Raw genomic sequence first — 26,251 nt, forward strand, 5'->3', positions numbered from 1 at the left:
CGCGACGTTCCAGAGAATAAGGTCACTCGCTCCGGAACGATGCGGCGCCGGGTCTGTTGGTGGGGCCAGTCAGGATCCCTCAATGCCCCTTATCCCTCTTCTCAAGCTGGTCTTCGGCCTGCTGTCCCTCCTCATCCTGGGAACGGCGGTCTGGCTGTTCTGGACCTGGTGGGGCGGCTATCTGATCCCGGCCGACGACGGCGTCGGTCTGGTCTTCGTCCGCGACACCTGGCGTCTCTGGACCGGTCTGGGTCTGCTGGCCTTTTCCTTCATGGGGCGGCCGCTCGTTACGGTGCTCCTGGCCCGGAGCGACACCGACCCGTCGACCGCGCGCCGCGAGGACGGCGTCTTCATCGATGGCGTGGACGCGAGCCTCTATGTCGAGCGCCGCGGCGCCGGATCGGGGCTTCCGTTGGTCCTGACTCACGGCTGGGGGCTGGACAGCACCATCTGGGACTATGCCTCGCGGGCCCTCGGCGCCCGTCATCCGCTGGTGGTCTGGGATCTTCCCGGTCTCGGCCGTTCGAAGGTGAAACCATCCGGCGTCACCCTCCCCGCCTTCGCCGAGGATCTGCGCCGGGTTGTCATGAGCTCCAGCGACGGGCGCGTCGTCCTTGTCGGCCACAGCATCGGCGGCATGACCATCCAGACCCTGGTCCGCGACCGTCCGGATTTCGTGCGGGACCGCGTCGCCGGCGTGGTCCTGATCAACACCACCTACACCAATCCCCTTCGGACGATGATCGTCTCGCGCCTTCTCAGGGCCTTGCAGAAGCCCGTGCTTGAGCCCGTCTTTCATGTCATGGCCTGGCTTCAACCGCTCTTCTGGCTCGGCGCCTGGCAGGGCTACCTCAGCGGCTCGGCGCACATGGCCAACCGCCTCGGCTTCGGTCGCTATGTGACCCGCAGCCAACTAGAGCACACGACCCTGCTGGCGACCCGCAATCCGCCGGGCGTCCAGGCGCGCGGCAATCTGGCGATGTTCCACTGGGACGCGACCGGAGCCCTGCGTGACCTCGGCGTCCCCCTGCTGGTCCTCGGCGGTGAGGTCGACATCGTCACCAGGCCCGACGCCAGCAAGGTCATGGCCGCGGAGACGCCTGAAGCCGCTCTCGAGATGATCGACGGCGTCAACCACATGGGCTTCCTGGAGCGAGCGGACAGCTACCACCTCGCCATCGAGACCTTCGTCGCGTCCCTGCCCGCCCCCGTCGACCTGCAACCACCCGGCCTCGGAGTCGTGACCGCTCTCCGGTGACCCCTCGCGACATCTCAGCCGGTCCGGCGGCTGATCCTCATGATGAAACCGATTGTCCCGCCTATGTCCTCTTCTCTGTCCGACCAGACGACCGTCCCGATCATCGGCGAACTCTCACTCGTCGACGGACCGATACCGGCCGACATCACCGATCCGCCGCGCAAGGCCCCGGCTGCGGCGGTCGCGGCGCGGCTGACGGAGGAACTTGCTGATCATCCGGGCGACCTCGTCTTTTTGGCGACGAACGAGCGGCGGGCCGATGAGATCGCCTCGGCCCTGGGCGCGCTCGGATCCGCGACAGCGGCGGACATTCTGGTCCTGCCGCCGTGGGATTGCCTTCCCTACGACCGCGCCGCCCCGTCCCGCGAGAGCATGGGGCGGCGGATGGCGGTTCTGGCAGCGTTGAAGGCTCCTGAGGCGGACCTGAAGCGCTGGGTGGTGACCAGCCCCGAGGCCGCCATGCAGCGCACGCCGCCGCACGACGTGGTCGGCCACGCCTTTCGCGTACACGTCGGCGATACGCTGGATCGGGCGGCGCTAACGGTGTTCGCGCGGAACTGGGGCTATGTGACGGACGACCGTATCGACGAGCCCGGCGAAATCGCCCTGATGGGCGAGGTCGTCGATGTCTATCCGCCCGCCGCCGCCGGCCCGTTCAGGATCTCACTGTCAGAAGACGACGTCATCCAGTCGATCAAGGCGTTCGACGCGGTCAGCCAGCGCAGCGGCGAGGAGGTCTCGTCCCTGCGACTGGATCCGGCCAACGAACGCCGGTTAGGCGAGAACGAGGACGAGGATTTCGACACCACGGGTCTGGAGCACCGCCTGTCGGAACGCTACGACGGCCTGTCCAGCATGTTCGAATTCCTGCCGTCCGCAACGATCCGTCATGAGGCCGGTGTGGACACCCGCATCGCCCGGATCGACTCCCAGATCGCCGAGGCCTTCGAGGCCCGGCGCGCCTTCGGCGACACGGACGGCCTGCGTCCGTTGCCGCCCACAAGTCTATACCTGACGACTGAAGAGATGATGGCCGACCTGTCGAGGTCCGAGGTCCTGTCCGTAAAGGGCGTGACGCCGGCCCCGAAGTTTGCGCGGGAGAAGGCGTCGGGTCCCGCGCTCAGGGCCTTTATCAAGGAACAGCGTGAAGCGGACCGCCGTGTCGTCCTCGTCGGCCTGCCTCACGAACTCCGGGTCGTCAGCCGTTTGTTGAAGCGCAGCGGCGTCGAGGCGCCGCAGAGCATCGCGTCCTGGGACGAAGCCCGCAAGGCGTCACCGGGCGCCCTGACCGCCCTGACGGCGGACCTGGATCAGGGGTTTGTCGACGACCGGCAGGCCCTGGTGGTGATCACCCCCTCGGACGTCACCGGCGGCCGCATCGCGCGGGCGACCGCAGCGACGACCAACCCCTTCGGCGAGACGGAACTCCGGGCCGGCGACGTCGTGATCCACGAGGACCACGGGCTGGGCGTCCTGCAGGCGCTGGAGATGATCGAGGCCGACGGCGTGGAGCGTGACGTCCTGCGGCTGGAGTATCACGGCGGGGCGACGGTGCTGGCGCCCATTGAGGCCTTCTCGCGCATCTGGCGCTATGGTTCCGAGGCCGGTGCGGTAACGCTCGACAGGCTGAACACCCAGGGCTGGATCAAGCGACGCGCCGAGGTCAGCGCCCGGATCGACGAGACGGCGGCGGTCATGGTCGAACAGGCCCGGGCCCGCGCCGCCCTCTCGACGCCCGCTATCGCGCCGCCGCGCGCAGCCTATGAGAAATTCGCCGCCGGCTTCCCCTTCCCCGAGTCAGCGGACCAGATGGCGGCGATCGAGGCTGTCGTCGGCGACCTGGCCTCCGGCAAGCCGATGAACCGGCTGGTCTGCGGGGACGTCGGGTTTGGCAAGACAGAGGTCGCCCTGCGGGCCGCCGCCGTCGTCGCCTTGTCCGGCCGACAGGTCATGATCGTGGCGCCGACCACGGTCCTCGCCCGCCAGCATTACTCTCTCTTCAAGAGGCGCTTCGAAGAGGCCGGGATCGCCGTCGGGCAGCTGTCGCGGATGACCGACAGCGCGGAAGCCCGCAAGGTGAAAGCGGGTCTGGCGGATGGCTCTCTCCGGGTCGTGGTCGGCACCCAGGCCCTCGCGTCGGAAAGCTTGTCCTTCGCCGATCTGGGTCTTGTGGTGATCGACGAAGAGCACCGCTTCGGGGCAAAGATGAAGGCAGAGCTGTCGGCGCGCGCCCCCCACGTCCTGGGGCTCACCGCCACCCCGATCCCCCGCACTCTGCAGGGCGCCATGGTCGGGATCCAGGATGTCAGCGTCATCGCCAGTCCGCCGGCGCGACGGCGGCCGATCCGCACCTTCCTGACCGATTTCGACGCCGGCTCGGTGCGGATCGCGCTGATGCGGGAAGCCGCCCGTGGCGGACAGAGCTTCGTTGTCGCGCCCCGCATCGAGGACCTCGGGGCGTTGCAGCAGCAGCTTTCGAAACTGGTCCCGGAACTCAAGGTCGTCGTCGCCCACGGGGAACTGTCTCCCGACGACATGGATGCGGTGATGACCGGCTTCGCGGCGGGCGATGGCGACGTCCTGCTGGCGACCAATATCATCGAGAACGGCCTGGACGTGCCGCGCGCCAACACCATTCTGGTCTGGCGACCGGACCGGTTCGGTCTCGCACAGCTGCACCAGCTGCGCGGACGGGTCGGGCGCGGCCGGCGGCAGGGCTACGCCTATCTGCTCAGCGACCCGCAGGCGCCGTTGTCGGAGAACACCCTGTCGCGGCTGCAGACGCTGGAGGCGCTGGACCGGCTGGGCTCGGGCTTCGCCATCAGCGCGCGAGACCTCGACCTCCGGGGCGGCGGCGACCTCGTCGGCGACGAACAGGCCGGCCACATCCGCCTGATCGGCGCCAGCCTGTATCAGCGGGTGCTGGGACGGGCGCTCAAGATCGCGCGCGGCGAGCCGGCCCTCGATCTGGCGCCGCCCAAACTCAATCTGACCTCAGCGGGGTATTTGCCCGTCGACTACGTCCCCGACCCGACCACCCGCATCAACCTTTACGCCCGCCTCGCCCGGCTGACGGCGGTCGAGGACATCGACGCCTTCCACGAAGAGATCGAGGACCGGTTCGGCCCCCTGCCGGAGGGCGCGTCACTGCTGTTGAGCGCCGCCCGTCTGACGGCCCTCGCGCTCGCCGCGGGAGTGACGGATATCACCTCGGGGCCCAAGGCCACCGCCTTCACGGTCAGCCCAATCGTTGCGAAGTCGCTTGCCGACACCCTCGCCCTGACGCCCCAACGAAGGTGGTCGAAGGACCGGTTGATCGTCGACGCCGATGGGGCCACGCCTCATGACCCCGCCTTCGTGGAGACTGTACTGACAGAGCTGGCCTCCGCATGAAGACCCGTGAGGACCGCCAACCCGAGCCGAACACACCCGATCAGTATCCTTTGCGCACCACTCCATGAGTGACTGGCTTTTCGGTCATCCCTTCATGGCCGGGTTCGAGTGTTCAACCCACCGCCGTCGTGACGGCATCCGTCTGGATGTGACGCGGGGCAGCGGACACGACCGCCATGCGGCGACCGATTATGCCGCGATCCTCGAGCACGGCATGGAGACGGCGCGAGACGGATTGCGATGGCATCTCATCGAGCAGAAGCCGGGCGTATACGACTGGCGCAGCTGGACGCCGATGATCGAGGCGGCGTCGCAAGCCGGCGTGCGGGTGATCTGGGACCTCTGGCATTACGGCACGCCTGACGACATCGACATCTGGTCGGCCGGCTTCATCCAGCGGCTGGCCGACTATGCCGAGGCCGCAGCGCGCCACTACCAGACCCTGACCGACGCCCCGCCGCTCTGGTGTCCGCTCAACGAAATGTCCTTCTACGCCTTCATCGCGGGAGAGGTCGGGGACTTTCATCCCTATGGGCTCGAACGCGGCCATGAACTGAAGCGGCAACTGGTGCGCGCCGGGGTTCAGGCGGCGCGCACGCTCCGAGAGGTCGACCCCCGCTGCCGGCTGCTCTGGGCTGAACCTCTTATCCATATCGCCCCGGTTACTCATGGCGAGGATGACGTCTCCGCCGCGCGTAGGGCCAGCCTGACCCAGTACCAGGCCTTCGACATGATCTGCGGCCGGATGGACCCGGAACTGGGCGGATCGCCGGATCTGCTCGATGTCATCGGCTGCAACTTCTATCCGCAGAATCAGTGGCGACAGCACGGGCCGACCCTGCCGCTCGGCCATCACGACTACAGGCCGCTGTCGGACCTGCTGGAGGAGACCTGGCGGCGATACAACCGACCGGTCATCGTCGCAGAAACGGGCGCGGAAGGGTCCGCGCGGGCGCCCTGGCTGCATTACGTCTGCCAGGAGGTCATGGACGCACGAGCCGGCGGCGCGGACATCGGAGCAATCTGCCTCTACCCTGTCACCAGCTACCCAGGCTGGGACGACGACCGGTCCTGTGCGACGGGCCTGTTCGGACCGCCCGACAGCGGGGGCGAAAGAACCGTCCACGCGCCTCTCGCCGCGGAAATCGCACGGCTTTCCGCCATCATCCGATAAGTCGGGAAGTCGACGCTTTCCGCCGGAAATCGCCTTTATTTTTAATAACTTGGAACGACCCCTGCGGGGAGATGTTGACAGGGTTCAGCACAAGAAAGCGCGCCTATGGACCGTCCCCATCCCCCGTTGGCGCTCGAAGGCGCGTCTGTCGTTTCCCTCGCCGGTCTGGGCCGCGAGCCCGACGCGCTGATCTGCTTCTCCCACCTGCGGTGGGATTTCGTATTTCAGCGCCCCCAGCATCTCATGGGCCGGTTCGCCGCCGCCCGTCCGGTGATCTATTTCGAGGAAGCCGTCGCAATCGGCTTGGACGAGACCCCTCGCCTCGCGCTCCGCGAAGAGCCGACGGGCGTCACCGTTGCGACGCCGCTCATTCCCGGCCGCCTTGGCGCTGAAGAGCGCGACCACACCGTAAAGACGCTGCTGGACGCCCTGGTCCGCGACCGAGACATCCTGCGGCCCATCCTCTGGTACTACACGCCGATGATGCTGCCGATCTCGCGGCACATCGAGCCCTCGGCTGTCGTCTACGACTGCATGGACGAGCTGGCGAATTTCCGCTTCGCCCCCCCCGCCCTGCGTCCCCTGGAGCAGGAGCTGATCGCCACCGCGGACGTGATCTTTACGGGCGGATACAGTCTGTATGAGGCCAAGCAGCATCTGCACGCCAATATCCACCCCTTCCCGTCCAGCGTTGATCGCGCCCATTTTGCGCAAACCCGCAGGATGCCGGCACGCGCCTCGACCGGCCCCGTTCTCGGCTTCTACGGCGTCCTCGACGAGCGAATGGATCTGGAACTGATCGCCGCCGTGGCCGACGCCCGGCCGGACTGGACGATCGTCATGGTCGGACCGGTCGTGAAAATCTCCCCCGACGAACTGCCGCGACGTTCCAACATCCACTACCCGGGCAGCGCCGACTATGCCGATCTGCCCGCAAGGCTGGCGGAATGGGACGTGGCCCTGATGCCGTTCGCCATCAACGAGTCCACCCGCTTCATCAGCCCGACCAAGACCCCGGAGTATCTGTCCGCGGGCAAGCCCGTGGTCTCCACACCGATCCGCGACGTCGTCCGCCACTATGGCGACCTGGCCGCCGTCGGGATCGCGGACACGGCCGAGGCCTTCGTGGCGGCCTGCGAAACCGCGCTGGCGCAAGCCGCGGATTGCAACGGCGCCTGGCTCGCCGAAAGCGATGCAGCCCTGGCCGACCTGTCCTGGGACCAGACCTATATCCGCATGAACGCCCTGATCGAGCGCGCCGCCGTGGCGCGAACCAAGGCCGTATCGACGCCCGATCGGCGACCGAAGGCGCCGCTCGCCCACTACGACGTCCTGATCGTCGGCGCCGGGTTCGCAGGGTCGGTTCTGGCCGAGCGGCTGGCGTCGGAGAGCGGCCAGCGCGTCCTGATTGTGGATCGACGTCCGCACGTGGGGGGCAACGCCTTCGACCGGCTCGACCACACCGGCGTCATGATCCACCAATACGGACCCCACATCTTCCACACCAACTCGGCAGAGGTGTTCGCCTATCTGTCGCGCTTCACCCGCTGGCGTCCCTACGAGCATCGCGTTCTGGCCCAGGTCGGCGAAACTCTCGTGCCGATGCCGATCAATCGGACGACGCTGAACATCCTGTTCGGGCTCGATCTGCAGAACGACGAGCAGGCCGCCGGCTTCCTCGCCTCTCGCGCCGAGCCGGTGTCAGTAGTGCGGACGTCGGAGGACGTCGTGGTCTCGGCCATCGGGCGCGAGCTCTACGAGACCTTCTTCCGCGGTTATACCCGCAAGCAGTGGGGTCTGGATCCGTCCCAGCTCGACAAGTCGGTGACCTCGCGCGTGCCGACGCGGACCAATACCGACGACCGCTACTTCACAGATACCTTCCAGGCTATGCCACTGGACGGCTACACGGCCATGTTCGAGCGGATGCTGGACCACGAGAATATCGAGGTCCGGACCGGGGTCGAATACCGGGATGTCGCCCGGATGGTCGCCCACGACCGCCTGGTATTCACGGGTCCGATCGACGAATTCTTCGACTATCGCTACGGCCGCCTGCCTTATCGGTCGCTGAAGTTCCGGCACGAGACCCACCCGCAGGAGACCTTCCAGCCGGTGGCCAACGTCAACTTTCCGGACGAGGCGACGCCGTTCACGCGCATCACCGAATACAAGCACCTGACCGGCCAGATGCACCCGTCGACCAGCATCACCTACGAATATCCGACCGCGGAGGGCGACCCCTACTATCCGATTCCGCGCCCGGAGAACCACGCGCTGTTCAAACGCTATGAAGCGCTGGCGGCTGAACGGCCCGAGGTCAGTTTCGTCGGGCGGTTGGCGACCTACCGGTACTACAACATGGACCAGGTTGTGGGTCAGGCTCTGGCGACCTATCGCAAGCTCGCGCCGTCCCTGAAAGTCTCGGTGTCCGACGCCGCCGCCGTCGGCCTCGGGTGAGCGGGTGGCCGACTATGAGTTCCGCTACTTCAGCGCCACCTCCCTCTCCCCCGCCTTCGAGCGGGCTGACCTCACCTCCGACGGTGAGGCGCGGGCAAGGGCCGCGGCCGAACTCCTGCGGCTGCCGCATCGCGCGGCGGTCGAAGTCTGGCGGGGATCGGCGCTGGTCTACGCCCGAAGACGCCGAGACGCGCCTCTCCCTTCGGGCCCCGTCGAAACGGCCTGATCTCGCGACTGCCTGCTGATGCCGGGGCCCTGCATACTCGTCACCGGCGGCGCCGGATTCATCGGGTCACACACTTCCAAGGCCCTGTCTCGCGCCGGCTATACGCCCGTCGTCTATGACAACCTGTCGAACGGGCACGTCGAGGCGGTGAAATGGGGGCCGCTGATCATTGGCGACGTCCGGGACGCCAACCACCTCGCCGAGGCCATGCGAGAGTATTCGGTCGCGGGCGTGATCCATTTCGCGGGTCTGATCGAGGTGGGTCGATCCGTCAGCCGCCCGGACCTGTTCTGGGATCACAACCTCAACGGCGTTGCCGCCGTGGTCTCGGCCATGCGACGCTCGGGCACGGCACGGCTGGTGTTTTCCTCGACCGCCGCCGTCTACGGCGCGCCGGCGGAGATGTCCCGGTTGCGGGAGGCGGACCGTCTTGCGCCGATCAATCCCTATGGCGACTCCAAGCTGGCGGGAGAACGTCTGATCGCCGCCTCCTGCGCGGCGTTCGATCTGGAGGCTGTGGCGCTGCGATACTTCAATGCAGCGGGGGCGGATCCCGAGGGCGACCTGGGCGAGGCCCATTATCCCGAGACCCATCTCATCCCGCTGGCCATCGAGGCAACTATGGGCGGAGCGCCGCTGACGGTGTTCGGATCGGACTATCCCACGCCTGACGGCTCCTGCGTCCGGGACTATATCCATGTCGCCGATCTCGCCCGCGCCCACGTCCTCGCGCTGCAGGTCGGCGGTCTGGACGCCGGGTTCGAGGCCATGAACCTGGGGCGCGGCGTCGGATCGTCAGTGCGCGAGATCATCGCTGCGGTCACCGCAGCCTGCGGCCGTCATCCGGCGGTTGTCGAGGGGGGCCGGCGTGCAGGCGATCCGCCGATGCTGGTGGCTGATCCGGCGGCCGCAATGGAGCGCCTTGGCTGGAGTCCGCAGGTGCGGGACCTCGCCACCATCGTCGATACTGCCGTGGCGTGGCGTCGGGGATGCGGATTTGGACCCGCGAGACAGGGGCCGGCCGCCGCCTGATATTGCCCTCCACGGCCAGCGGTCGCCAAAGACGTGGCCCCGCTGGGACGAGCTCGCAACTGATGCACTGGGCCGTCGGGCCCAACAGCGGAAGCCTGGTACGCCACACCGCAGTATGGGCCCTCATGGGTTGAAGGGCGCCATTAGAACAGGGCTGATGACGCCCATCCGCCCGGCAGCCTTAAAGCCGCCGGGCGCTTCCTTGACCGCTCAGTGGGGCAGCAGGACAACCTTGGTCCATTCGTTCTGGTTGATCTTGAAATTCTTGTAGCCCTCGGCCGCCTGTTCCAGCGGCAGCCGGTGGGAGATCAGGTCGGTGGTGTCGATCTTGTTGTCGAGGATCAGCTGCAGCAGCTCTGGCAGATAGTTCTGCACATGGGTTTGCCCCGTCTTCAGCGTCAGCCCCTTCTCCATGAAGGCGCCGATCGGCCACTTGTCCGCAACGCCACCGTAGACGCCGGGGACCGAAACCGTGCCCCCCTTGCGAACCGCCATGATGGTTTCGCGCAGGACGTGGGGACGGTCGGTGCCCAGGATCTTCGTCTCCTGCTTCACAGCGTCGATGATGTTGTCGGGGGAGAAGCCGTGCGATTCCATCCCGACCGCGTCGATACAGCTGTCAGGCCCGATGCCGGCCGTCATCTCCATCAGGGCCTCGCGAACCTTCACCTCGTGGAAGTTCAGCACCTCCGCGCCATTCTGCTTCGCCAGTTCGAGGCGGCGGGGGTGGTGGTCGATGGCAATGACCCGTCCGGCCCCCATCAGTATGGCCGACTTGATGGCGAACAGGCCTACCGGCCCGCAGCCCCAGATGGCGACCGTATCGCCTGGCTTGATCTGGGCGTTCTCGGCAGCCATCCAGCCGGTGGGGAAGATGTCCGACAGGAACAGCACCCGCTCGTCTGAAACGCCGTCCGGGATCTTGATCGGCCCATAGTCCGAATAGGGCACTCGCGCATACTCGGCCTGGCCGCCCGCGTAGCCGCCCGTCAGGTGCGAATAGCCGAAGGCGCCGGTCATGGCGTAGCCGTAGGCGACTTCCGAGGCGTCGGCCTTTTCGGCCGGATTGGAGTTGTCGCAGGCGGCCGGCATCTTGTGATCGCAGAAGAAGCATTTTCCGCAGGCGATGACGAAGGGCACCACCACCCGGTCGCCGGGCTTCAGGGTGGTGTTGGCCGGCCCGACCTCCTCGACGATCCCCATGAACTCATGGCCGAGGATGTCGCCGTTCGACATGCCGGGGATCATGCTGTCGTAGAGGTGGAGGTCGGAGCCGCAGATGGCGGTCGCGGTGATCTTGATGATCGCGTCGCGGGGATTGACGATCTTGGGGTCGGGGACAGTGTCCACCTGAACGTTGTGTTTGCCGTGCCAGGTCAGTGCGCGCATGGGGGTTCTTTCAGGGAATGAGGGTGCGGCTGAAGCCGAAGATCAGAAGTGACGGTCGGCGCGGGGCGCGGCGTCGGGCGCTTTCGAAGTCGACACCTCGCCGGTCTCCATCAGCTGTTTGAAGCGACGCAGTTCGCCACGCGCCTGGACGCGCGGCTCCCGCTGCAGGACCTTGGCGACGACCTTGCCCAGCGCGCCGGCGGGCGGGTCATAGCTGATGAAGACACGCACCTCTGTGCCGCGCCCGAAGGCGTTGTCCTTGAAGGCGATCCAGCCTTCGTGATCGAGGTCGGAGTCCTCGCTCGAGGTCCAGGCGATCTTCTCGCCGGGCACGTCCTCGGTGATGTCCGAAACGAGTTCGACATCCTTGCCGCCGGGGCCGGCGATGGTCCATTTCGAACGACCGGATTCCAGCATCTCGACCGCCTTCACATTCTCCATGAACAACGGCAGGTTCGAGAAGTCGCGCCAGAAGTCATAAAGCTCCTGACGCGGCCGGTTGATCATCACGGCGCGGATGCTCGACGCCGAATAGTCGCCTCCGACATTGTCCTTGTCGCTGAAGGCGGGCGAGGCGACCTCGGCGTCGGTTGAAAGGGGATCGTGGGACATGGCGCACTCCTTGGGCTGGGCACTCCAATCCCTCCGCCCCCGGCCCGTTCCAGCGTCACGATACGGAACCTGCAGGACGCCCCGCGCTTCATCGGGCATCGCTTCACCCGGAGAATTCTTGTGTCGGATAGTAGACTTACGTCAGCGGAGACCGCGCGGCCGCTCGCGATCGTGACCGGAGCCTCGTCGGGCATCGGCTATGAACTCGCCCGCCTCTTCGCACAGGACGGCTTCGATCTGGTGGTCGCTGCCGACACACCCCTGGCCGAGGCCAAACAGGCGTTCGAGAGCCTGGGCGCCCGGGTCGAAACCCTGCAGACCGACCTGTCGACCGAAGAGGGCGTCCAGTCGCTCTACGACCTCGTATCGGGCCGTTCCGTCGACGCCCTTGCGGCCAATGCGGGCCATGGTCTGGGCGAAGGTTTCCTCGATCAGGACTTCGGCGACATCCTGCATGTGATCAACACCAACATCACCGGCACGACCCGGCTGCTGCATCTGGTCGGGCGGGACATGCGGACACGCGGCAAGGGCCAGATCCTGCTGACCGGCTCCATCGCCGGTCTGATGCCGGGCGCTTTCGCGGCCGTCTACAACGCCTCCAAGGCCTATGTGGACAGCTTCTCATTCGCCCTGCGCAACGAGTTGAAGGACACGGGCGTCAGCGTCACCGTCCTGATGCCGGGACCGACCGACACGGAGTTCTTCGACCGCGCCGGCATGGAAGACACCGTCGTCGGCCAGGGCAAGAAGATGGATCCGGCGGATGTCGCGAAGATCGGCTACCACGCCATGCAGCGCGGCGAAGGCGATGTCGTCGCGGGCGTCATGAACAAGCTTCAGGCCGCGACCGCCGCCGTCACGCCGCAGACTGCGCTGGCGGAGGTGCACCGCAGACAGGCCGAGCCTGGCGGCGGGAAGCACTGAGATGGCCGAGGAACAGACAGACGGTCGCCGCAAGAACGGCGCCGCCCCCGGCGGCAAGCCGGACGCCTCCACCTCGAAGAAGGCCTGCGTGACAACGGGCTTAGAACGGGAAAGCGCGGGTCCTGACGGGCCCGACGCCGGCGTCGTGGGCGAGACGTTCAAGCGCAAACCCTGAGCGATCAGAGGCTTATTTGCGGGTCGAACGCCGCTGGGCGGAACCAACAGCGTTCGACCAAGTTTCCTAGGCAACTGAATAACTTACCGGAAACTCGAAGATGAAACTCTTGCTCGCAGCAAGTGCTTGCGCTTGCCTGATCGCCGGCGCGGCCTCCGCCCAGACGTTCGACTACAACTGGACGCCCGCCGGCACCCTGGCGCCCACCCCACCCGCCCCGACCTTCCTGATGTTCGCCGGCGCCGGCGACCTCTATGAAGTGCAGTCCAGTCAGCTCGTGCTCGAAACCACCCAGAACCCTGACATCCGCCGCTTCGCCCAGATGATGGTGGAGCACCATACCAAAACGACCCGAGACGCCGCCGCGGCCGCGATGCGGGCCGGAATGACTGCGCCGACGCCGATGCTCGACGCGCCGAAGATGGCGATGCTGGCGTCGCTTCAGAAATACGACGGCGTGGAGCGCGACCGTCTCTACCTCGCCCAGCAGATGATGGCTCACAAGGAGGCGCTGGGTCTGATGAAGACCTATGCCGAGACCGGCGACACGCCGGAGCTCAAGGCCGCCGCCCAGGCCACGGTCATGATCGTCCAGAGCCATCTGTCGATGGTCGAACGTCTGATGCGCTGAGCGCCCTGCGCGCCGCCCTGCCCCCTTTTTCTGATCAGAGACCTTCTATGAAATCGACCCTTACCCTGCTGGCGACCTCGGTCGCCCTCGCCGCCACCCTGACCGCCTGTGCCCCCGGCAGGGGGATGGGCATGAAGCCGTCCGCCCCGCCGCCCAGCGCCATGGCCCCCATGGGCATGACCGCCCGGCCCGATGCCGACATGCAGGCCGTGCTCGACGCCCAATCCGCGCTCGGCGCCAAGCCCATCGAGACACTCACCGTCGAGCAGGCGCGCGCCCAGCCGTCGCCGGCCGACGCCGTCAACCGCGTCAAGATGATCATGGGCATGTCGACCGCGCCGGACGCCGGCGTCACGACCGTGGACCTGACCTATCCGACGGGCGGAACGACCCAGCCGATCCGCGTCTACAAGCCGGCCGGGGCCATGGGCGCCAATCTGCCGGTCGTCGTCTACTATCACGGCGGCGGCTGGGTAATCGCCAACCTGGATGTCTATGACGCCACGCCCCGCTCGATGGCCAAAAACCTGAATGCGATCGTCGTCTCGGTCGAATACCGCAAGGGCCCCGAGAACAGGTTCCCGGCCTTCTACGAAGACGCCAACAACGCCTGGAAATGGGTGCAGGAGAACGCCGCGTCCTGGGGTGGTGATCCGAAGAACATCGCCATCGCCGGTGAAAGCGCGGGCGGCAACCTGGCCCTAAACGTCGCCATCGCGGCGCGCGACGGCGGCTGGACCCAGCCCAAGGCCATTCTGGCGGTCTATCCGATCGCCGACGCCAATCCGCAGTTGCCGTCCAAGGTGGAGAACATGGCCAGCCTGCCCCTGCGCACGCCGACGCTCGGCTGGTTCGGTCAGTATGCCCTGCGCAGTCCCGCCGATCAGAATGATCCCCGCTACAATCTGGTCGCCGCCGATCTGCGTGGACTGGCTCCGGTCACCATCGTGAACGCCCAGATCGACCCCCTGCGCTCGGATGGCGAGACGCTGATGACCGCCCTTCGTCGCGCGGGCGTGCCCGTCGAACGCCGCGTCTGGGACGGTTCGGTCCACGAGTTCTTCTCGATGGCTGACGTCGTCTCCGACGCCCGGGAAGCCCAGGCCTGGTCGTTCGGACGGCTGCGCATGGCGCTGCGCTAGGCCTTGAGGTCTTCCGCCCGGGTTCGGAGCCGCCATATGTCGAGGATGAAGCTGTTCACCGTCGGATATGAAGGCGCCACCCAGGCGGAAGTCATCGGCCGGTTGAAGTCGGCCGGGGTGCAAACCCTGGTCGACGTCCGCGCTGTCGCCGCCTCACGGCGCGCGGGCTTCTCCAAGACGATCCTGGCGACGAGCCTTGCCGCCGAGGGTATCGCCTACCGGCACCTGCGGGCGCTCGGCACGCCCAAGTCCGGCCGTGACGCCGCCAGAAAGGGACGTATCGCGGAGATGCGCGCCGTTTTCGAGGACCACCTCGCCGAGCCCGCCGCCCAGCTGCAGTTGGCGGAACTCGAGGCCATGGCTTCGGAAGCGCCTGTCGCCCTGCTGTGCTTCGAGACCGACCCTGCCGGCTGCCACCGGGCGGTTCTGGCGCAAAGGCTGGCGGCGAGCGACGACTTCGAGATCGTCAATCTCTGACGCCGTCCTCGGGCGACCGGATTTCGCCGCACGATCTTCCTGACAGGCGGTCTCAGTTCGTGACCGCCCCGCCCGGATAGTCTAGCGTGCGGACCGTACTCGAAAAAAGGTTCCTGAATGTCGCTGGTCAAGACGACAGCATTGTCCGGTCAGGGCGGCGGACGCGCGCCCAAGGCGTCGCCGCCTCCGCCTCGCCGGGCGACCAGGCCGGTCGCCCGGAGCGGGCAGACAGCCGTCGAACGGGTCGCCGCCGCAACTCAGGAACTCTCCGGCGGCATCGCGGAAGCCGCGAGCGCCGCGGAAGAGCTGCGACGCGCGCTCGAACAGATCGCAGGCGGCGCCGAGGAAGCGGCCGGAGCGGCCCACGAGTCCCTGGCCTCCGTCGCAAGCCTCGGCGAGGCGTTCGGGGAAGCCCGCAGTCGCGCCGAGAGCGCGCGGACGCGGACTGAAGCCCTGCAGACGGCCATCACCGAAACCGCCGTCCAGATCGAAGGCTCCATCGCCTCGGTGCGCTCGACCGCCGAACGACAACTCGCCGCGGTCGCCGCCATCTCGGCCCTGGAAGACCACGCCGGAGCCATCGGCGAGATCACCCGGGCCGTCGCCGACATCTCGGATCGCACCAGTCTCCTGGCGCTGAACGCCGCCATCGAGGCGGCGCGCGCGGGCGACAACGGGCGCGGTTTCGCAGTGGTCGCCGACGAGGTGCGAGCCCTGGCGGAAACGGCCGAAACGCGCGCGCGCGAGGTTCGAGACCTCGCGGACAGTATCGCCGCCGAGGTCCAGACCATCGCCACACGGGTCAAGGCGGCCGCCGAAGACGCAGCCCGAGGCGCCGCCTCCGCCGAAAAGGTCTCCGCCGAACTCCAGTCCGTTCGGCAGGAGGCGGGGGCGATGTCCCGCGACGCGGAGACGGTCCTGTCCTCGGCCGTCGAGGCCGACATCGCGCTGCGAGAAGCCCAGAAGGGCGCTGAAAACGTCGCCTCCGCCGCCGAGGAACAGGCCGCGGCCGCCGGCGAGGCGCAGCGCGCCGTGCAGCAGCAGACGGTGTCGCTGGAACAGAGCCAGCAGACCTCCGAAGACCTCGCCCGTCTGAGCGAGGTCCTGCAGGGCGAGGCGGGCGCGACCGCCGCCGAACAGGTCAGCGCCTCGGCCGAGGAACTCTCCGCGGCCGTGCAGCAGCTTTCCGGCGCAGCCACCGAAATCCTCGCCGCCGTCGATCAGATCAGCCGCGGCGCCCAGATTCAGGCCAGCGCGACCCAGCAGGCCACCACGGCGATGAGCCAGATCGAACGGGCGGCCGAGGTTGCCCGGGACGTCGCCGAACGCTCACTGGCCCGCGCCTCCGAAACCCGGACCCGCGTCGCCGGCAGCCGCGCCACCGTCGCCGCCCTTTCCGAGGGGGTGGCTCACGGCCTGACGGAAACCACCGAGGTGATCGCCCTGCTGGGCGGCCTCGAGACGCTCGGCCGCCGGATCGACAAGATCGTCGACGGCATCGCCCTGCTGGCCGTCCAGACCACGATGCTGGCCGTCAGCGGGTCGGTCGAGGCCGCCCGCGCCGGGGACGCCGGGCGCGGTTTCGCCATGGTCAGCTCCGACATCCGGGGACTGGCGCGGGACGCCGGAGAGAACGCCGACCAGATCAAGGATCGCGTCTGGCTCATCCAGGCCCAGACCCTCGCGTCGCGGCGGGAACTGGAGACCATCGTCGCCGGCGTCGGCGCGGAGGTCGTGCGCAATCGCATGATCGACGAACGCCTCGCGGAGGTGGAGAACGACCTGTCCACGATCCGCGACGGGTCCGATGCGATCCTGGACGGATCCAGCGCGATCTTGGCGACGGTCAACGAAGTCCTGGCGGGCGCCCGTCAGATCGCCGCCGCCGCCGAAGAAGCTTCAGGCGCGTCCGTTCAGGCCGCCGCCGCCGCCCGCCAGCAGGCCCAGAGCTCCGAGGATCTGGCGGTGGCGATCGAGGAGATCGCCTCGCTCGCGGACGCGCTGAAAACCGGCACGGCATGAGCGTGTCCCCGGTCGCGCCCGGAAGCCCGACGGACACGGCAATGATCCCGGTGCTCAGGTTCCGGGTGGACGGCGTGACCATGGCGGCGCCCTCCGCCATCGTCAGCGAAGTCGCGCGCGACCTCGCCGTGACCCGCGTGCCTCATGCGCCCGCCTGCGTGGACGGGGTCGCCAGTTTGCGCGGCGCCGTTCTGCCGGTCATCTCGGCCGCGCGGCTTCTCGGACGAGCGGAAACGCCGGCGACCGCCGCCGGCCGGTTGATCGTGATGGATCTCGAACGTCCCCTCGCCCTCAAGGTCGATGCGGTGATCGGACTGGGCGAGATGAAGGCCTCGGGCCATGGCAAGGCCCCGGTCTTCGTCGCCGAGGACGAGGCGATCCGGGTGGTTGATCTGGACGGCGCGCTCCTGGCGGCGTTCGGAACCACAAGGACCGGCGGCGCGTCGAGCCGTCCGCTCGCAGCCGGACCCGGGCCGGAGATGGCCGACCAGGTCGAAGCGACGACACAGATCCTCACCTTCACCGTGGCCGGACAGACCCACGGCCTGCCGATCGCCGCCGTTGTCGAGGCGATCAACACGCCGCAAGGCATCGCCTCCCTGCCGCATGGCGAGCGCGCCGATCTCGGCGTGGTCCCCTATCGTCGGGGCGTGTTGCCCGTCGTCGACCTCGCCGCCCTGATGGGACTGGTCCCGCCGACGGCAGCGGGCAAATTGATCGTCGTGCGGATCGGGTCCGCCCTGGCGGGATTGCGGGTGGACGGCCTGCAGGTCGTCCTGAGAATACCGGACAGCGCCATCGGTCCCGCCCCCGCCCTTCTCAATCGCGGCGGCGGAGAAGCGGCCATCGAAGCCCTCGCCCGCGTCGGGTCGGGTCGGGTGGTCAGCCTTCTGTCGCCCGAACGCCTGTTCCGGCCCGAGGCGCTCGAACAGATCATGGCCGATGGTCGACAGGAGCTTGAGACGGTGGCCGAGGATAGCATGCAGGACACCGAGACCTTCCTGATCTTTCATCTGGGCGGAGAAACCTACGGCTTGCCCGTCGCCGACATCGATGAGGTTGTGACGGCGCCCGAAACCCTCACCCGGGTTCCGAACGCCCCGGGCTTCATCGAGGGAGTAATGGATCTGCGAGGCCGTGTCGTTCCGGTGATCGACCAGGGCAAGCGTTTCGGCGCCGACCGCGCGGCCACAACAGTTCGCAAGGTGATCGTCACCGCGGCGGGCGCGCTTCAGGCCGGCTTCATCGTCGACGCCGTCGCCGGTATCCGGGCGATTGCCCGGTCCGATCTGGCGCCGGCGTCCGACCTCCTGGCCGATGACCGCGCGATCTTCGATCGGGTGGCCCGCAATCCCGACGGGACGGTGATCCTGATCGCCGACGCCCGGACCTTGCTGGACCAGGCCGAGGCGGACGTCCTGGCCGCGCTTTCGCCGGGGCTCGGCTCCCCCGCGTGATCAAGCTTCTGGTCGTTGACGATTCCGCCCTGATGCGTCGTCTGCTCGCGGACGTCTTCGGGCGGGACGACGGATTCGAACTCGCTTTCGCGCGAGACGGCGTCGAGGCGCTGGAGAGGCTCGAGACCTTCCGTCCCGACGTCATCACCCTGGACATCAACATGCCGGGCCTGAACGGACTGGAGACCCTGGACAGGATCATGCTCGAGCGTCCCTGCCCCGTGGTCATGCTCTCCGCCCTGACGACCGAAGGCGCGGACGAGACGCTCGAGGCCCTGACCCTGGGCGCGGTGGATTTCGTCGCCAAGCCGACCGGCGCAGTGTCCCTGAAGATGGACGACCTCGCCGACCAGCTGATCGAGACCGTGCGCTCGGCGGCCTCGGCGAGGGTCCGGCGCACCCATCGTCTCGCCGAGCGCGTGCGGATGAAGACCCAGGGTGTGGCGCACCTCCCGATGGCCTCTTCGCGCCAGACGGTCGAGCCTCTTGACCAGGCGTCCGGCGCCGATCTGCCCGGGCTGGTTGTGATCGGCGCCTCGACCGGCGGCCCTCCCGCCCTGGATGCGGTTCTCGGCGCCTTGCCCGAGGATTTCCCCTGGCCGGTCGTGGTCGCCCAGCACATGCCCGCAAGCTTCACCGGTTCCCTTGCGCGCCGGCTGGACGGCTTCTGCCGCCTTCGCGTCGTCGAGGCGGCCAGGGCGACACGGCTGGAGCCCGGTCTGGTGGTCGTGGCCCGCGGCGACGCCGATATGATCCTGTCGCGACGGGCCGGCGGCATCGTCGCCCTCCCCGCCCCCCAGGATGAACGACGGCGCTGGCATCCGAGCGTGGACCGGCTGGTTGAAAGCGCCCGTCAGGTCATGCCGGCCGAGCGGCTCGCCGGGGTGCTCCTGACCGGCATGGGCAATGACGGCGCGACCGCCATGGCCGCGCTGAAGGCAGACGGCGGGTGGACAATCGCCGAGTCCGAACAGACCGCCATCGTCTGGGGCATGCCGGGAGAACTGGCCCGGGCGGACGGCGCGAGCGTCGTCGCCGACCTCGGCGACGTCGGCGCCCATCTGGCCGCAGCGGTTCGTGCGCGATGAGCCGGGGCACGCCGGGCATGGCGGACTTCCACCTGACCGCCGAGAGCCTGGAGCGGATCTGCGACTTCCTTTATCGCCGCACCGGCATGATCTTCGGCGAGAAGAAGCGCTATTACATCGAGCGCCGGGTGGCCGACCGGATGAAGGCGAACGGCACGGTGTCCTTCACCTTCTACTTCGGCCTGCTTCGCGCGAATCCGGCCGAGGGCGAGGCCCTGATCAACGCGTGCACGGTCAACGAGACCTATTTCTACCGTGAAGACCACCAGCTGAAATGCCTCTCCGACGACCTCCTGCCGGAGCTGATCCGCAACAAGGCGCCCGGCGACAGGGTCCGCATCTGGTCCAACCCCTGCTCCAGCGGCGAGGAGCCCTATTCGATCGCCCTGTGGCTGCTGGAAAACTGGCGCCTGGTCGACGCCTATAATGTGGAAATCGTCGGCTCCGACATCGACAGCCATGCCCTCGCCGCGGCGGCGGCCGGCGAATACGGCGACCGCGCCCTGTCGCGACTGCCGGGCCCGGTGCTCGACAGCTACTTCAATCCGACCCATCACCACCGCCGCCGGATCATCGACGATCTTCGCGAGTCGATCAGCCTGTCGCCCGCCAATCTGATCGACCGGGACTCGATGGCCGGGCATGGCCGGTTCGAGGTGATCTTCTGCCGCAATGTGCTCATTTATTTTGACGACGCCGCGCGAAAGGTCGCGGTCGGCCATCTGTTCGACGCCCTGGTCCCAGGAGGTTTCCTTTGCCTCGGACATACGGAATCCATGAGCCGGATTTCCGATGCCTTCGTGCTCCGGCGCTTCCCGGAGGCGATGGTGTATCAGAGGCCGGTGTGATGGACGAACTGCTCGAACAGTTCCTGATCGAAGGCCCTGAACTGGCGCAGCGCGCCGGGCAGGATCTGCTGGCTCTCGAGCGGACGCCGGACGACCCCGCCCTGATCGACAGCGCCTTTAGGGCCGTCCATACCCTGAAGGGATCCGTCGGCCTTTTCGACCTGGCGCCGATGGGGCGGGTGCTGCATTCGGCCGAAGACGTGCTCGACGCGGTCCGAAAGAAGCGGCTCACGGCGACCGGCGATCTGGTCGACGTGCTTCTGGCCGTCGTCGACCGCTCCGAAACCTGGCTGGAAGACCTTGGCCGCGATGGCGAACTGGGTTCCGACGCCGGTGTTGCAGCCGATCGTCTCGTGGCGCGTCTCTCGGACTTTCTGGGCCGAACTGATGAGGACCGAACGACGTCGGCCGCGCCGGATGTCCGTTGGGTGGGAGCGCTCAGACTGCGCCATCCCGACGCGCAGGGACGACTGACGGCTGTCCGCTATCGCCCCGACGCCCAGGCCTTTTTCCGGGGCGATGACCCCCTGGCCATCGTCCGCACCGTGCCCGGCCTGCGGGCCCTGGAGGTTTCTGCCGGGCCTGTGGACCCGTCCGCCGACTACGACCCCTTCGTCTGCCGGCTGGCGTTCGACTTGCTGTCCGAAGCCGATCCGGACCGGGTCGCGGAGGCCTTCCGTCTGGTGAAGGATCAGGCGGACATCATCCTCTCGACCGATCACGAGACGGCCGAAAGCGCACCGGCGGCCGTCCCGGTCGACAGGACGAGCCTGGCTGCGACCCGTCTGCGGGTCGATGGACGCCAGGTCGACGCCCTCGCCGATCAGGCCGATCAGCTCGTCATCGCCAAGAACGCCCTGTTGGCCCTCGCCGACCCCGATGGCGAACTGGCGCGGATCCAGGCTCTCATCGACCGGCTGACGACGGATCTGCACAGCGGCGTGATGCGCCTGCGCATGACACCCCTGTCCCCGGTCCTGCGTCGCCTCGAGCGGCAGGCGCGCCAACTCGCGGCTGAACTCGGGAAGTCCGTGGATATCGAGTTCAGGGGCCACGGGGTCGAGGCGGACAAGGGCGTCGTCGATGGCCTGTACGAGCCCCTGCTCCACCTCGTGCGGAATGCGCTCGACCACGGGGTCGAGGACACCGCTGAACGGCATGGCGCCGGCAAGGGCGAACGGGCGATCCTGTCTGTCCGGGCGCGTGTGGACGGCGACGAGGTGGAGGTCGAGGTTCGTGATGACGGCCGCGGCATGGACCCGGCGCATCTGCGCGAGATCGCCCGGGCGCGGGGCCTCGGCGACCGGATTGATCTGGACGGTTTGAGCGAGCAGGCGGCTCTGGAACTCATCTTCACGCCCGGCTTCTCCACCGCGTCCCGTGTCAGCTCCGTCTCCGGACGCGGCGTCGGAATGGACGCGGTGCGGGAAGCCGTCACCGGACTGGGCGGCCGTATCGCTATCGCCAGTCTGCCGGGCCGGGGCTCCGTCCTCACGCTGCGGGCGCCTCTGACCGTGGTGATGACGCGGGTGCTGATCGTCGAGGTGGGCGGCGAGCGGTTCGGTCTGCTGCTCTCCGACGTTCAGCAAACCCTGCGCATCCGCGCCGAAGAGATCACGCCTGTCCGACTGGGATCCGCCATCGTCGTCCGGGAGACCGTGCTCCCGTTCGTCCGTCTGGCCGATCTGGTGCGTCCCGGCGTTCCGGCGCCGTTCGACAGCGGGTTGACCGTCCTGATCGTCGAGGGTGCGGAGGGTCGCCTCGCCCTGGGCGTGGACGCCGTCGGGGCGCGGCTGGACGTCGTGCTCAAGCCGCTCTCCGGCCTTCTGGCCGCGGTCCCGGGCGCGACGGGGACCACGCTGCTCGGCGATGGAAAACTCCTGCTGGTCCTGGACCTGAAGGCGCTCGTCCGATGAGCGTTACCGTGGAAGCGAACACGATCGTCGTTGACGGGGTGGCCCGGGTTGAAGACGCCGAACCTCTGGCGAACGCCCTGATCGCATCGCCGGAACGGACGGTCGATCTGTCGGCCTGCACCGACCTGAACGGCGCGGTTCTCCAGGTCTTGCTGGTCTTCGCGCCGAAACTCGTCGGTTGTGTCGGCAACCCGTCTCTGGATGCGTGGCTGACCCCGCTTCTATCGCCAAAGTATCAAGGCGAAGCCGAGACTTGACGGGACAGACCGCACGGCGGCGCTTATAAGACGTGAGATTCAGCCATCCCGTGACCAGGGGCGTAACCGCGTATGACCACCCTTCTCATCGTCGACGACAGCAAGCTGGCCCGGATCGTCCTGGGCAAGGCGGTCGCGGCCCTGCAACCGGAATGGACGCGGGTGGAAGCCGGAAATGCGGACGAGGCCCTCGCCCGGATCGCGGACGGTGCGGTGGATCTGGCCATTCTCGACTTCAACATGCCTGGCCGGAACGGACTGGACCTCGCCGAAGAGCTCCGGGCCGCCCATCCATCCATGCCGATCGCGCTTGCAACCGCCAACGTCCAGGATGAGATCATCGCGCGGGCCCGCGACGCCGACGTGTCCTTCATCGCCAAGCCGGTGACCGAGGACAGCGTCCGGGGCTTCCTGTCGGGCGCAGCCCTCAAGCTCCGGTCTACCAGAACGTGACCCGGACCGGGGGATATCTGGACGAGCTCGAGCAGGACGCGCTGACGGAACTGGTCAATATCGGCGTCAGTCGCGCGGCGGCGAGCCTGCGCAAGATGATCGGCCATCAGGTCCTGCTGTCCGTGCCGGCTCTTGAGATCGTCAGTCGAACCGTCGCCGCGACCCTGATCCGTGAGCGGGAGGGCGGTGATCTCGTCGCCGTCCGTCAGGACTTCGAAGGCGCCTTCTCGGGCCGCGCCCTGCTGATCTTCCCCGAAGCCAACAGCCTCGCCCTGGTGCGAGCCGTGACCGGCGACGAGCTGGATGAGGCGGGCGTCCTTGAGATGGAAGACGAAGCCCTGTCCGAGACCGGCAATGTGGTCCTCTACGGCTGTCTGGCGACCATGGCCAATATGCTCAAGCGGCCGCTCGAAATGTCCCTGCCGGCCGTCATCCGTGGCGACGGGCAGGTTCTGTTCGAACTGTCAGATACCGACCCGTCCAGCACGACGGGTGTCGTCCTGTTCCTCTACATCAACTTCTCGGTCAGCGGCCGGGACATCCGCGGCTATATCGCCATGCTGATGGACCTGCCCTCGATCGAGGCTCTCAAGGTGCTCATCGCCGAGTTCCTCGAGCGTATCGTCGGCGCCGATGCCTCCTGAGCCTTCGCCGACCCCAGAGGGACGGCGGTCTCTGGAGGGCGCCAGCGGCGCCTGGGACTGGGACATCGCCGGCGACCGTCTGCGCGCCGACGCCCGGTTCGCCGAGCTGTACGGCCTGGATCGCGATGCGGCCCGCGACGGGGTGCCGACCGCGACCTTCTTTTCCGCTATCGACGAAGCAGACCGGACGCGGGTTCGGATTTCCGTCGCCGGGGTCCTGCACGGCGCCGAGGTGTTCGCCCGGGAGTACCGACTGCGGGATCCCGGCGGCGGCGTTCGGTGGGTGCTCGCCAGGGGCGGCCTGACCCTGGATGAATCCGGGGCCCCCGCGCGTTTCACCGGCGTGCTCAGCGACATCACAGAACAGAAGCGCGTCCAGCAACAACTCCGCATCGCCCAGACCGCAGGAGGCGTCGGCAGTTTCGAATATGTCAGCGGTTTCGGCACGGCGACGGTCTCCGAGCAGTTCTGCGCCCTGCTCGGCCTGCTGCCGGCCGACGCCCTTCCCGTCCGCACCATCAACGCCGTCGTGGCGCCGGGCGAACCGCCGATCATTCTCGGCGCGGACACCGCCCCCGAGCAGCAATCGGCCTATTCCGAATTCCGCATCCGGCGCGCCGACACCGGCGCCGAGCGCTGGCTCGCCCGGCGCGGCGAACTGATCCGCGATGCCGGTCCGCTGGGAGTCCGCTTCGTTGGCGTGATCTATGACGTCACGGACGCCAAACAGGCCGAAGCCCGCTTGCGCGAACTTGCGGCCACCCTCGAACAACGCGTCGAGGCGCGGACCCAGGAACGGGACCGTGTCTGGGCCCTGTCGCGCGACCTGTTCGCCGTCACCGACCGCGCCGGGCGTCTGCGGGCCACCAATCCGGCCTGGAGCCGCCTTGGAGGACACGATAGCGGCGAACTCGAAGGCAGGGACCTACGGGATCTGATCCATCCCGACGACCAGATCGGCCTGCGCCGGATGATCGACGGTCTCGGACGACAGGGCACGGTCGAGAGCTTCGAAAGCCGGCTACGAGACGCCGACGGCGTCTATCGCTGGATCGACTGGAGCGGCGCCGCAGAGGATGACGAACTTTTCCTCACCGGGAGAGACATCAGCCATCGCAAACAGCTTGAGGAACAGCTTCGGCAGAGCCAGAAGATGGAAGCCGTCGGCCAGCTAACGGGCGGTCTGGCCCACGACTTCAACAATATGCTCACCGGCGTCATCGGCAGCCTCGACATCATCCGCCGCCGCATCGCGGACGGACGCACCGAGGATCTCGGCCGCTTCATGGATGCAGCCTCCACCTCCGCCGAGCGCGCCGCCGGCCTGACCCATCGCCTACTCGCCTTCTCCCGACAGCAGTCCCTCGACACCAGGGCTGTCGACGTCAACGAACTCGTCGGGTCGATGGAGGACCTGCTCACGCGGACGCTCGGCGAGCAGACCCGATTGCTGGTGCGCCTCGACGCGGCGACCTGGCCCGCGTGGAGCGACGCGAACCAGCTGGAAAGCGCGATCCTCAACCTGGCGATCAACGCGCGCGACGCCATGCCGGGCGGCGGCGTCCTGACCCTGGAGACGTCGAACCTGGCCGTTGCCGTGGATAAGGGGCTTGGCCTCGAGGCCGGCGACTATGTTCGCATCCGGGTGGAGGACACCGGCGAGGGCATTGCTCCGGACGTGATCGATCGGGTGTTCGATCCGTTTTTCACAACCAAGCCGATCGGACAGGGCACCGGCCTGGGTCTTTCCATGATCTACGGCTTCATGCGGCAGGCCGGCGGCGGCGTGTCGATCGCCAGCGAACCGGGCGGCGGGACGACCATAGACCTCTATCTGCCGCGCGCGGCGTCGGTTTCGACCGTCCAGAGTGATCAGGCGATCCCGACGCCCCTCGGCCGCGGGGAGACCATCCTCGTCGTCGAGGATGATCCTTCCGTCCGTCTGCTGGTGCTCGATGTCCTGACAGAGATCGGATATGCGCCGCTGCAGGCCTCCGAAGCGGAGAGCGCCCTGGCGCTGTTGCGCGGGCGACATGTCGATCTGCTCGTGACCGACGTCGGTCTGCCTGGTCTGAACGGGCGGCAACTGGCGGACATGGCGCTCACGCTCCAGCCGCATCTCCGCGTCCTGTTCATGACGGGCTACGCCGAACAGGCCACCGACCGCGGCGCTTTCCTCGGTCCCGAGATGTCGATGATCACCAAGCCCTTCAACATCGACACGCTCGCGGCCTGCATCAGGGAACTGATGAGCACCCTGCCCGGCGCCTAGCGCTCCGCTCACCCTCGCGTCGATCATTGTCGTGCTGCCAGCCGGCGCCGGCGTTGCGACGCTCGTCGAACCCGGCCATCAGGACGATGAGGCCGCGCCCGGTCGCTGGAGGGTGCCTACAACGGCGTGGAAAAGCGCGACGGCCGCGTGATCATCCAGACGGTCGAAATCGACGCCATCGGTCATCGTGTTCAGGGTGCGGATGCGGTCGCCGCACCCGGCCCGGTCGGAAGGCGTTTCCTCACTCACCCATTCCGCGATGGCCGCGATGGTCTGGAGCGCCTCCTGCTCCGTCATCGCACTGCCGTCCAGCACGGCGACTGCCGCGATCTCGCCGATCTCCCTGAGAGCACGGCGGCAGAGGTCGGGATCCTGCGAGGTCATCTGCGCCGAACACC

22 protein-coding genes are annotated in these 26,251 nt (G+C 67.7%); 19 read left to right on the plus strand and 3 right to left on the minus strand.

What is annotated here, in order from left to right; genetic code table 11:
* Nucleotides 1-82 precede the first annotated feature (82 nt).
* The 5 genes from IFJ75_RS08570 (at nucleotide 83) to galE (ending at nucleotide 9,543) form a co-directional block, all read left to right on the plus strand.
* On the plus strand, nucleotides 83-1,258 hold the full coding sequence (locus IFJ75_RS08570; RefSeq protein ID WP_207932159.1) for an alpha/beta fold hydrolase: 1,176 nt from the start codon (nucleotides 83-85) through the stop codon (nucleotides 1,256-1,258).
* A gap of 63 nt (nucleotides 1,259-1,321) precedes the next feature.
* Nucleotides 1,322-4,651: a helicase-related protein gene (locus tag IFJ75_RS08575; RefSeq protein WP_207932160.1), complete on the plus strand. Its 3,330-nt coding sequence runs from the start codon at nucleotides 1,322-1,324 to the stop codon at nucleotides 4,649-4,651.
* A gap of 64 nt (nucleotides 4,652-4,715) precedes the next feature.
* A complete protein-coding gene (locus IFJ75_RS08580) occupies nucleotides 4,716-5,825 on the plus strand; it encodes a hypothetical protein (protein WP_207932161.1) in 1,110 nt (369 codons plus the stop codon).
* A 105-nt stretch (nucleotides 5,826-5,930) separates the two neighbouring features.
* Nucleotides 5,931-8,285 (plus strand): UDP-galactopyranose mutase, encoded by a 2,355-nt coding sequence (gene glf / locus IFJ75_RS08585; RefSeq protein WP_225897056.1) that lies wholly within the window; start codon nucleotides 5,931-5,933, stop codon nucleotides 8,283-8,285.
* Nucleotides 8,286-8,529: 244 nt separating this feature from the next.
* On the plus strand, nucleotides 8,530-9,543 hold the full coding sequence (gene galE / locus IFJ75_RS08590) for a UDP-glucose 4-epimerase GalE (RefSeq protein ID WP_207932162.1): 1,014 nt from the start codon (nucleotides 8,530-8,532) through the stop codon (nucleotides 9,541-9,543).
* A 210-nt stretch (nucleotides 9,544-9,753) separates the two neighbouring features.
* On the opposite strand, the gene IFJ75_RS08595 is transcribed toward galE, so the two are convergent.
* Together IFJ75_RS08595 and IFJ75_RS08600 are read right to left on the minus strand one after the other, a co-directional pair.
* On the minus strand, nucleotides 9,754-10,932 hold the full coding sequence (locus IFJ75_RS08595; protein WP_207932163.1) for a zinc-dependent alcohol dehydrogenase: 1,179 nt from the start codon (nucleotides 10,930-10,932) through the stop codon (nucleotides 9,754-9,756).
* Between the two features lie 42 nt (nucleotides 10,933-10,974).
* Nucleotides 10,975-11,544 carry an SRPBCC family protein gene (locus IFJ75_RS08600; RefSeq protein WP_207932164.1) on the minus strand — a complete coding sequence of 190 codons (570 nt, stop codon included), beginning with the start codon at nucleotides 11,542-11,544 and terminating at the stop codon, nucleotides 10,975-10,977.
* A 171-nt stretch (nucleotides 11,545-11,715) separates the two neighbouring features.
* Here IFJ75_RS08600 and IFJ75_RS08605 point away from each other — a divergent pair, with 171 nt between their 5' ends.
* From IFJ75_RS08605 to IFJ75_RS08670, 14 genes are all read left to right on the plus strand, one after another.
* On the plus strand, nucleotides 11,716-12,471 hold the full coding sequence (locus tag IFJ75_RS08605; RefSeq protein WP_207932165.1) for an SDR family NAD(P)-dependent oxidoreductase: 756 nt from the start codon (nucleotides 11,716-11,718) through the stop codon (nucleotides 12,469-12,471).
* Nucleotide 12,472: 1 nt separating this feature from the next.
* On the plus strand, nucleotides 12,473-12,646 hold the full coding sequence (locus tag IFJ75_RS08610; RefSeq protein ID WP_207932166.1) for a hypothetical protein: 174 nt from the start codon (nucleotides 12,473-12,475) through the stop codon (nucleotides 12,644-12,646).
* A 100-nt stretch (nucleotides 12,647-12,746) separates the two neighbouring features.
* The gene (locus IFJ75_RS08615) at nucleotides 12,747-13,277 is read left to right on the plus strand and encodes a DUF4142 domain-containing protein (RefSeq protein ID WP_207932167.1); all 531 of its coding nucleotides are present in this window, start codon (nucleotides 12,747-12,749) and stop codon (nucleotides 13,275-13,277) included.
* A 47-nt stretch (nucleotides 13,278-13,324) separates the two neighbouring features.
* Nucleotides 13,325-14,419 carry an alpha/beta hydrolase gene (locus IFJ75_RS08620; protein ID WP_207932168.1) on the plus strand — a complete coding sequence of 365 codons (1,095 nt, stop codon included), beginning with the start codon at nucleotides 13,325-13,327 and terminating at the stop codon, nucleotides 14,417-14,419.
* A gap of 45 nt (nucleotides 14,420-14,464) precedes the next feature.
* Nucleotides 14,465-14,896: a DUF488 domain-containing protein gene (locus IFJ75_RS08625; RefSeq protein ID WP_207932169.1), complete on the plus strand. Its 432-nt coding sequence runs from the start codon at nucleotides 14,465-14,467 to the stop codon at nucleotides 14,894-14,896.
* A 117-nt stretch (nucleotides 14,897-15,013) separates the two neighbouring features.
* Entirely contained in the window at nucleotides 15,014-16,918 is a 1,905-nt protein-coding gene (locus IFJ75_RS08630) for a methyl-accepting chemotaxis protein (RefSeq protein ID WP_207932170.1), read from the plus strand.
* Complete coding sequence (locus IFJ75_RS08635; RefSeq protein ID WP_207932171.1) at nucleotides 16,915-18,375, plus strand: chemotaxis protein CheW; 1,461 nt, start codon at nucleotides 16,915-16,917, stop codon at nucleotides 18,373-18,375. Before IFJ75_RS08630 ends, IFJ75_RS08635 begins: the two co-directional genes overlap by 4 nt.
* Nucleotides 18,376-18,407: 32 nt before the next feature.
* The gene (cheB, locus tag IFJ75_RS08640; RefSeq protein WP_263973036.1) at nucleotides 18,408-19,463 is read left to right on the plus strand and encodes a chemotaxis-specific protein-glutamate methyltransferase CheB; all 1,056 of its coding nucleotides are present in this window, start codon (nucleotides 18,408-18,410) and stop codon (nucleotides 19,461-19,463) included.
* Nucleotides 19,460-20,311 (plus strand): CheR family methyltransferase, encoded by an 852-nt coding sequence (locus IFJ75_RS08645; protein ID WP_225897057.1) that lies wholly within the window; start codon nucleotides 19,460-19,462, stop codon nucleotides 20,309-20,311. The genes cheB and IFJ75_RS08645 overlap by 4 nt, the downstream gene beginning before the upstream one ends.
* Nucleotides 20,311-22,227: a chemotaxis protein CheA gene (locus IFJ75_RS08650; RefSeq protein WP_207932173.1), complete on the plus strand. Its 1,917-nt coding sequence runs from the start codon at nucleotides 20,311-20,313 to the stop codon at nucleotides 22,225-22,227. Before IFJ75_RS08645 ends, IFJ75_RS08650 begins: the two co-directional genes overlap by 1 nt.
* Complete coding sequence (locus IFJ75_RS08655; RefSeq protein ID WP_207932174.1) at nucleotides 22,224-22,484, plus strand: hypothetical protein; 261 nt, start codon at nucleotides 22,224-22,226, stop codon at nucleotides 22,482-22,484. The genes IFJ75_RS08650 and IFJ75_RS08655 overlap by 4 nt, the downstream gene beginning before the upstream one ends.
* A gap of 72 nt (nucleotides 22,485-22,556) precedes the next feature.
* Nucleotides 22,557-22,937: a response regulator transcription factor gene (locus IFJ75_RS08660; RefSeq protein WP_207932175.1), complete on the plus strand. Its 381-nt coding sequence runs from the start codon at nucleotides 22,557-22,559 to the stop codon at nucleotides 22,935-22,937.
* The gene (locus IFJ75_RS08665) at nucleotides 22,934-23,581 is read left to right on the plus strand and encodes a chemotaxis protein CheX (RefSeq protein WP_207932176.1); all 648 of its coding nucleotides are present in this window, start codon (nucleotides 22,934-22,936) and stop codon (nucleotides 23,579-23,581) included. The genes IFJ75_RS08660 and IFJ75_RS08665 overlap by 4 nt, the downstream gene beginning before the upstream one ends.
* The gene (locus IFJ75_RS08670) at nucleotides 23,571-25,853 is read left to right on the plus strand and encodes a hybrid sensor histidine kinase/response regulator (RefSeq protein ID WP_207932177.1); all 2,283 of its coding nucleotides are present in this window, start codon (nucleotides 23,571-23,573) and stop codon (nucleotides 25,851-25,853) included. Before IFJ75_RS08665 ends, IFJ75_RS08670 begins: the two co-directional genes overlap by 11 nt.
* 78 nt (nucleotides 25,854-25,931) lie before the next feature.
* Here IFJ75_RS08670 and IFJ75_RS08675 read toward each other — a convergent pair whose 3' ends face one another.
* Nucleotides 25,932-26,237 carry a hypothetical protein gene (locus IFJ75_RS08675; RefSeq protein WP_207932178.1) on the minus strand — a complete coding sequence of 102 codons (306 nt, stop codon included), beginning with the start codon at nucleotides 26,235-26,237 and terminating at the stop codon, nucleotides 25,932-25,934.
* Nucleotides 26,238-26,251: the final 14 nt, after the last annotated feature.

Origin of the sequence: Brevundimonas goettingensis, assembly GCF_017487405.1 — a bacterium.
Lineage (GTDB): Bacteria > Pseudomonadota > Alphaproteobacteria > Caulobacterales > Caulobacteraceae > Brevundimonas > Brevundimonas goettingensis.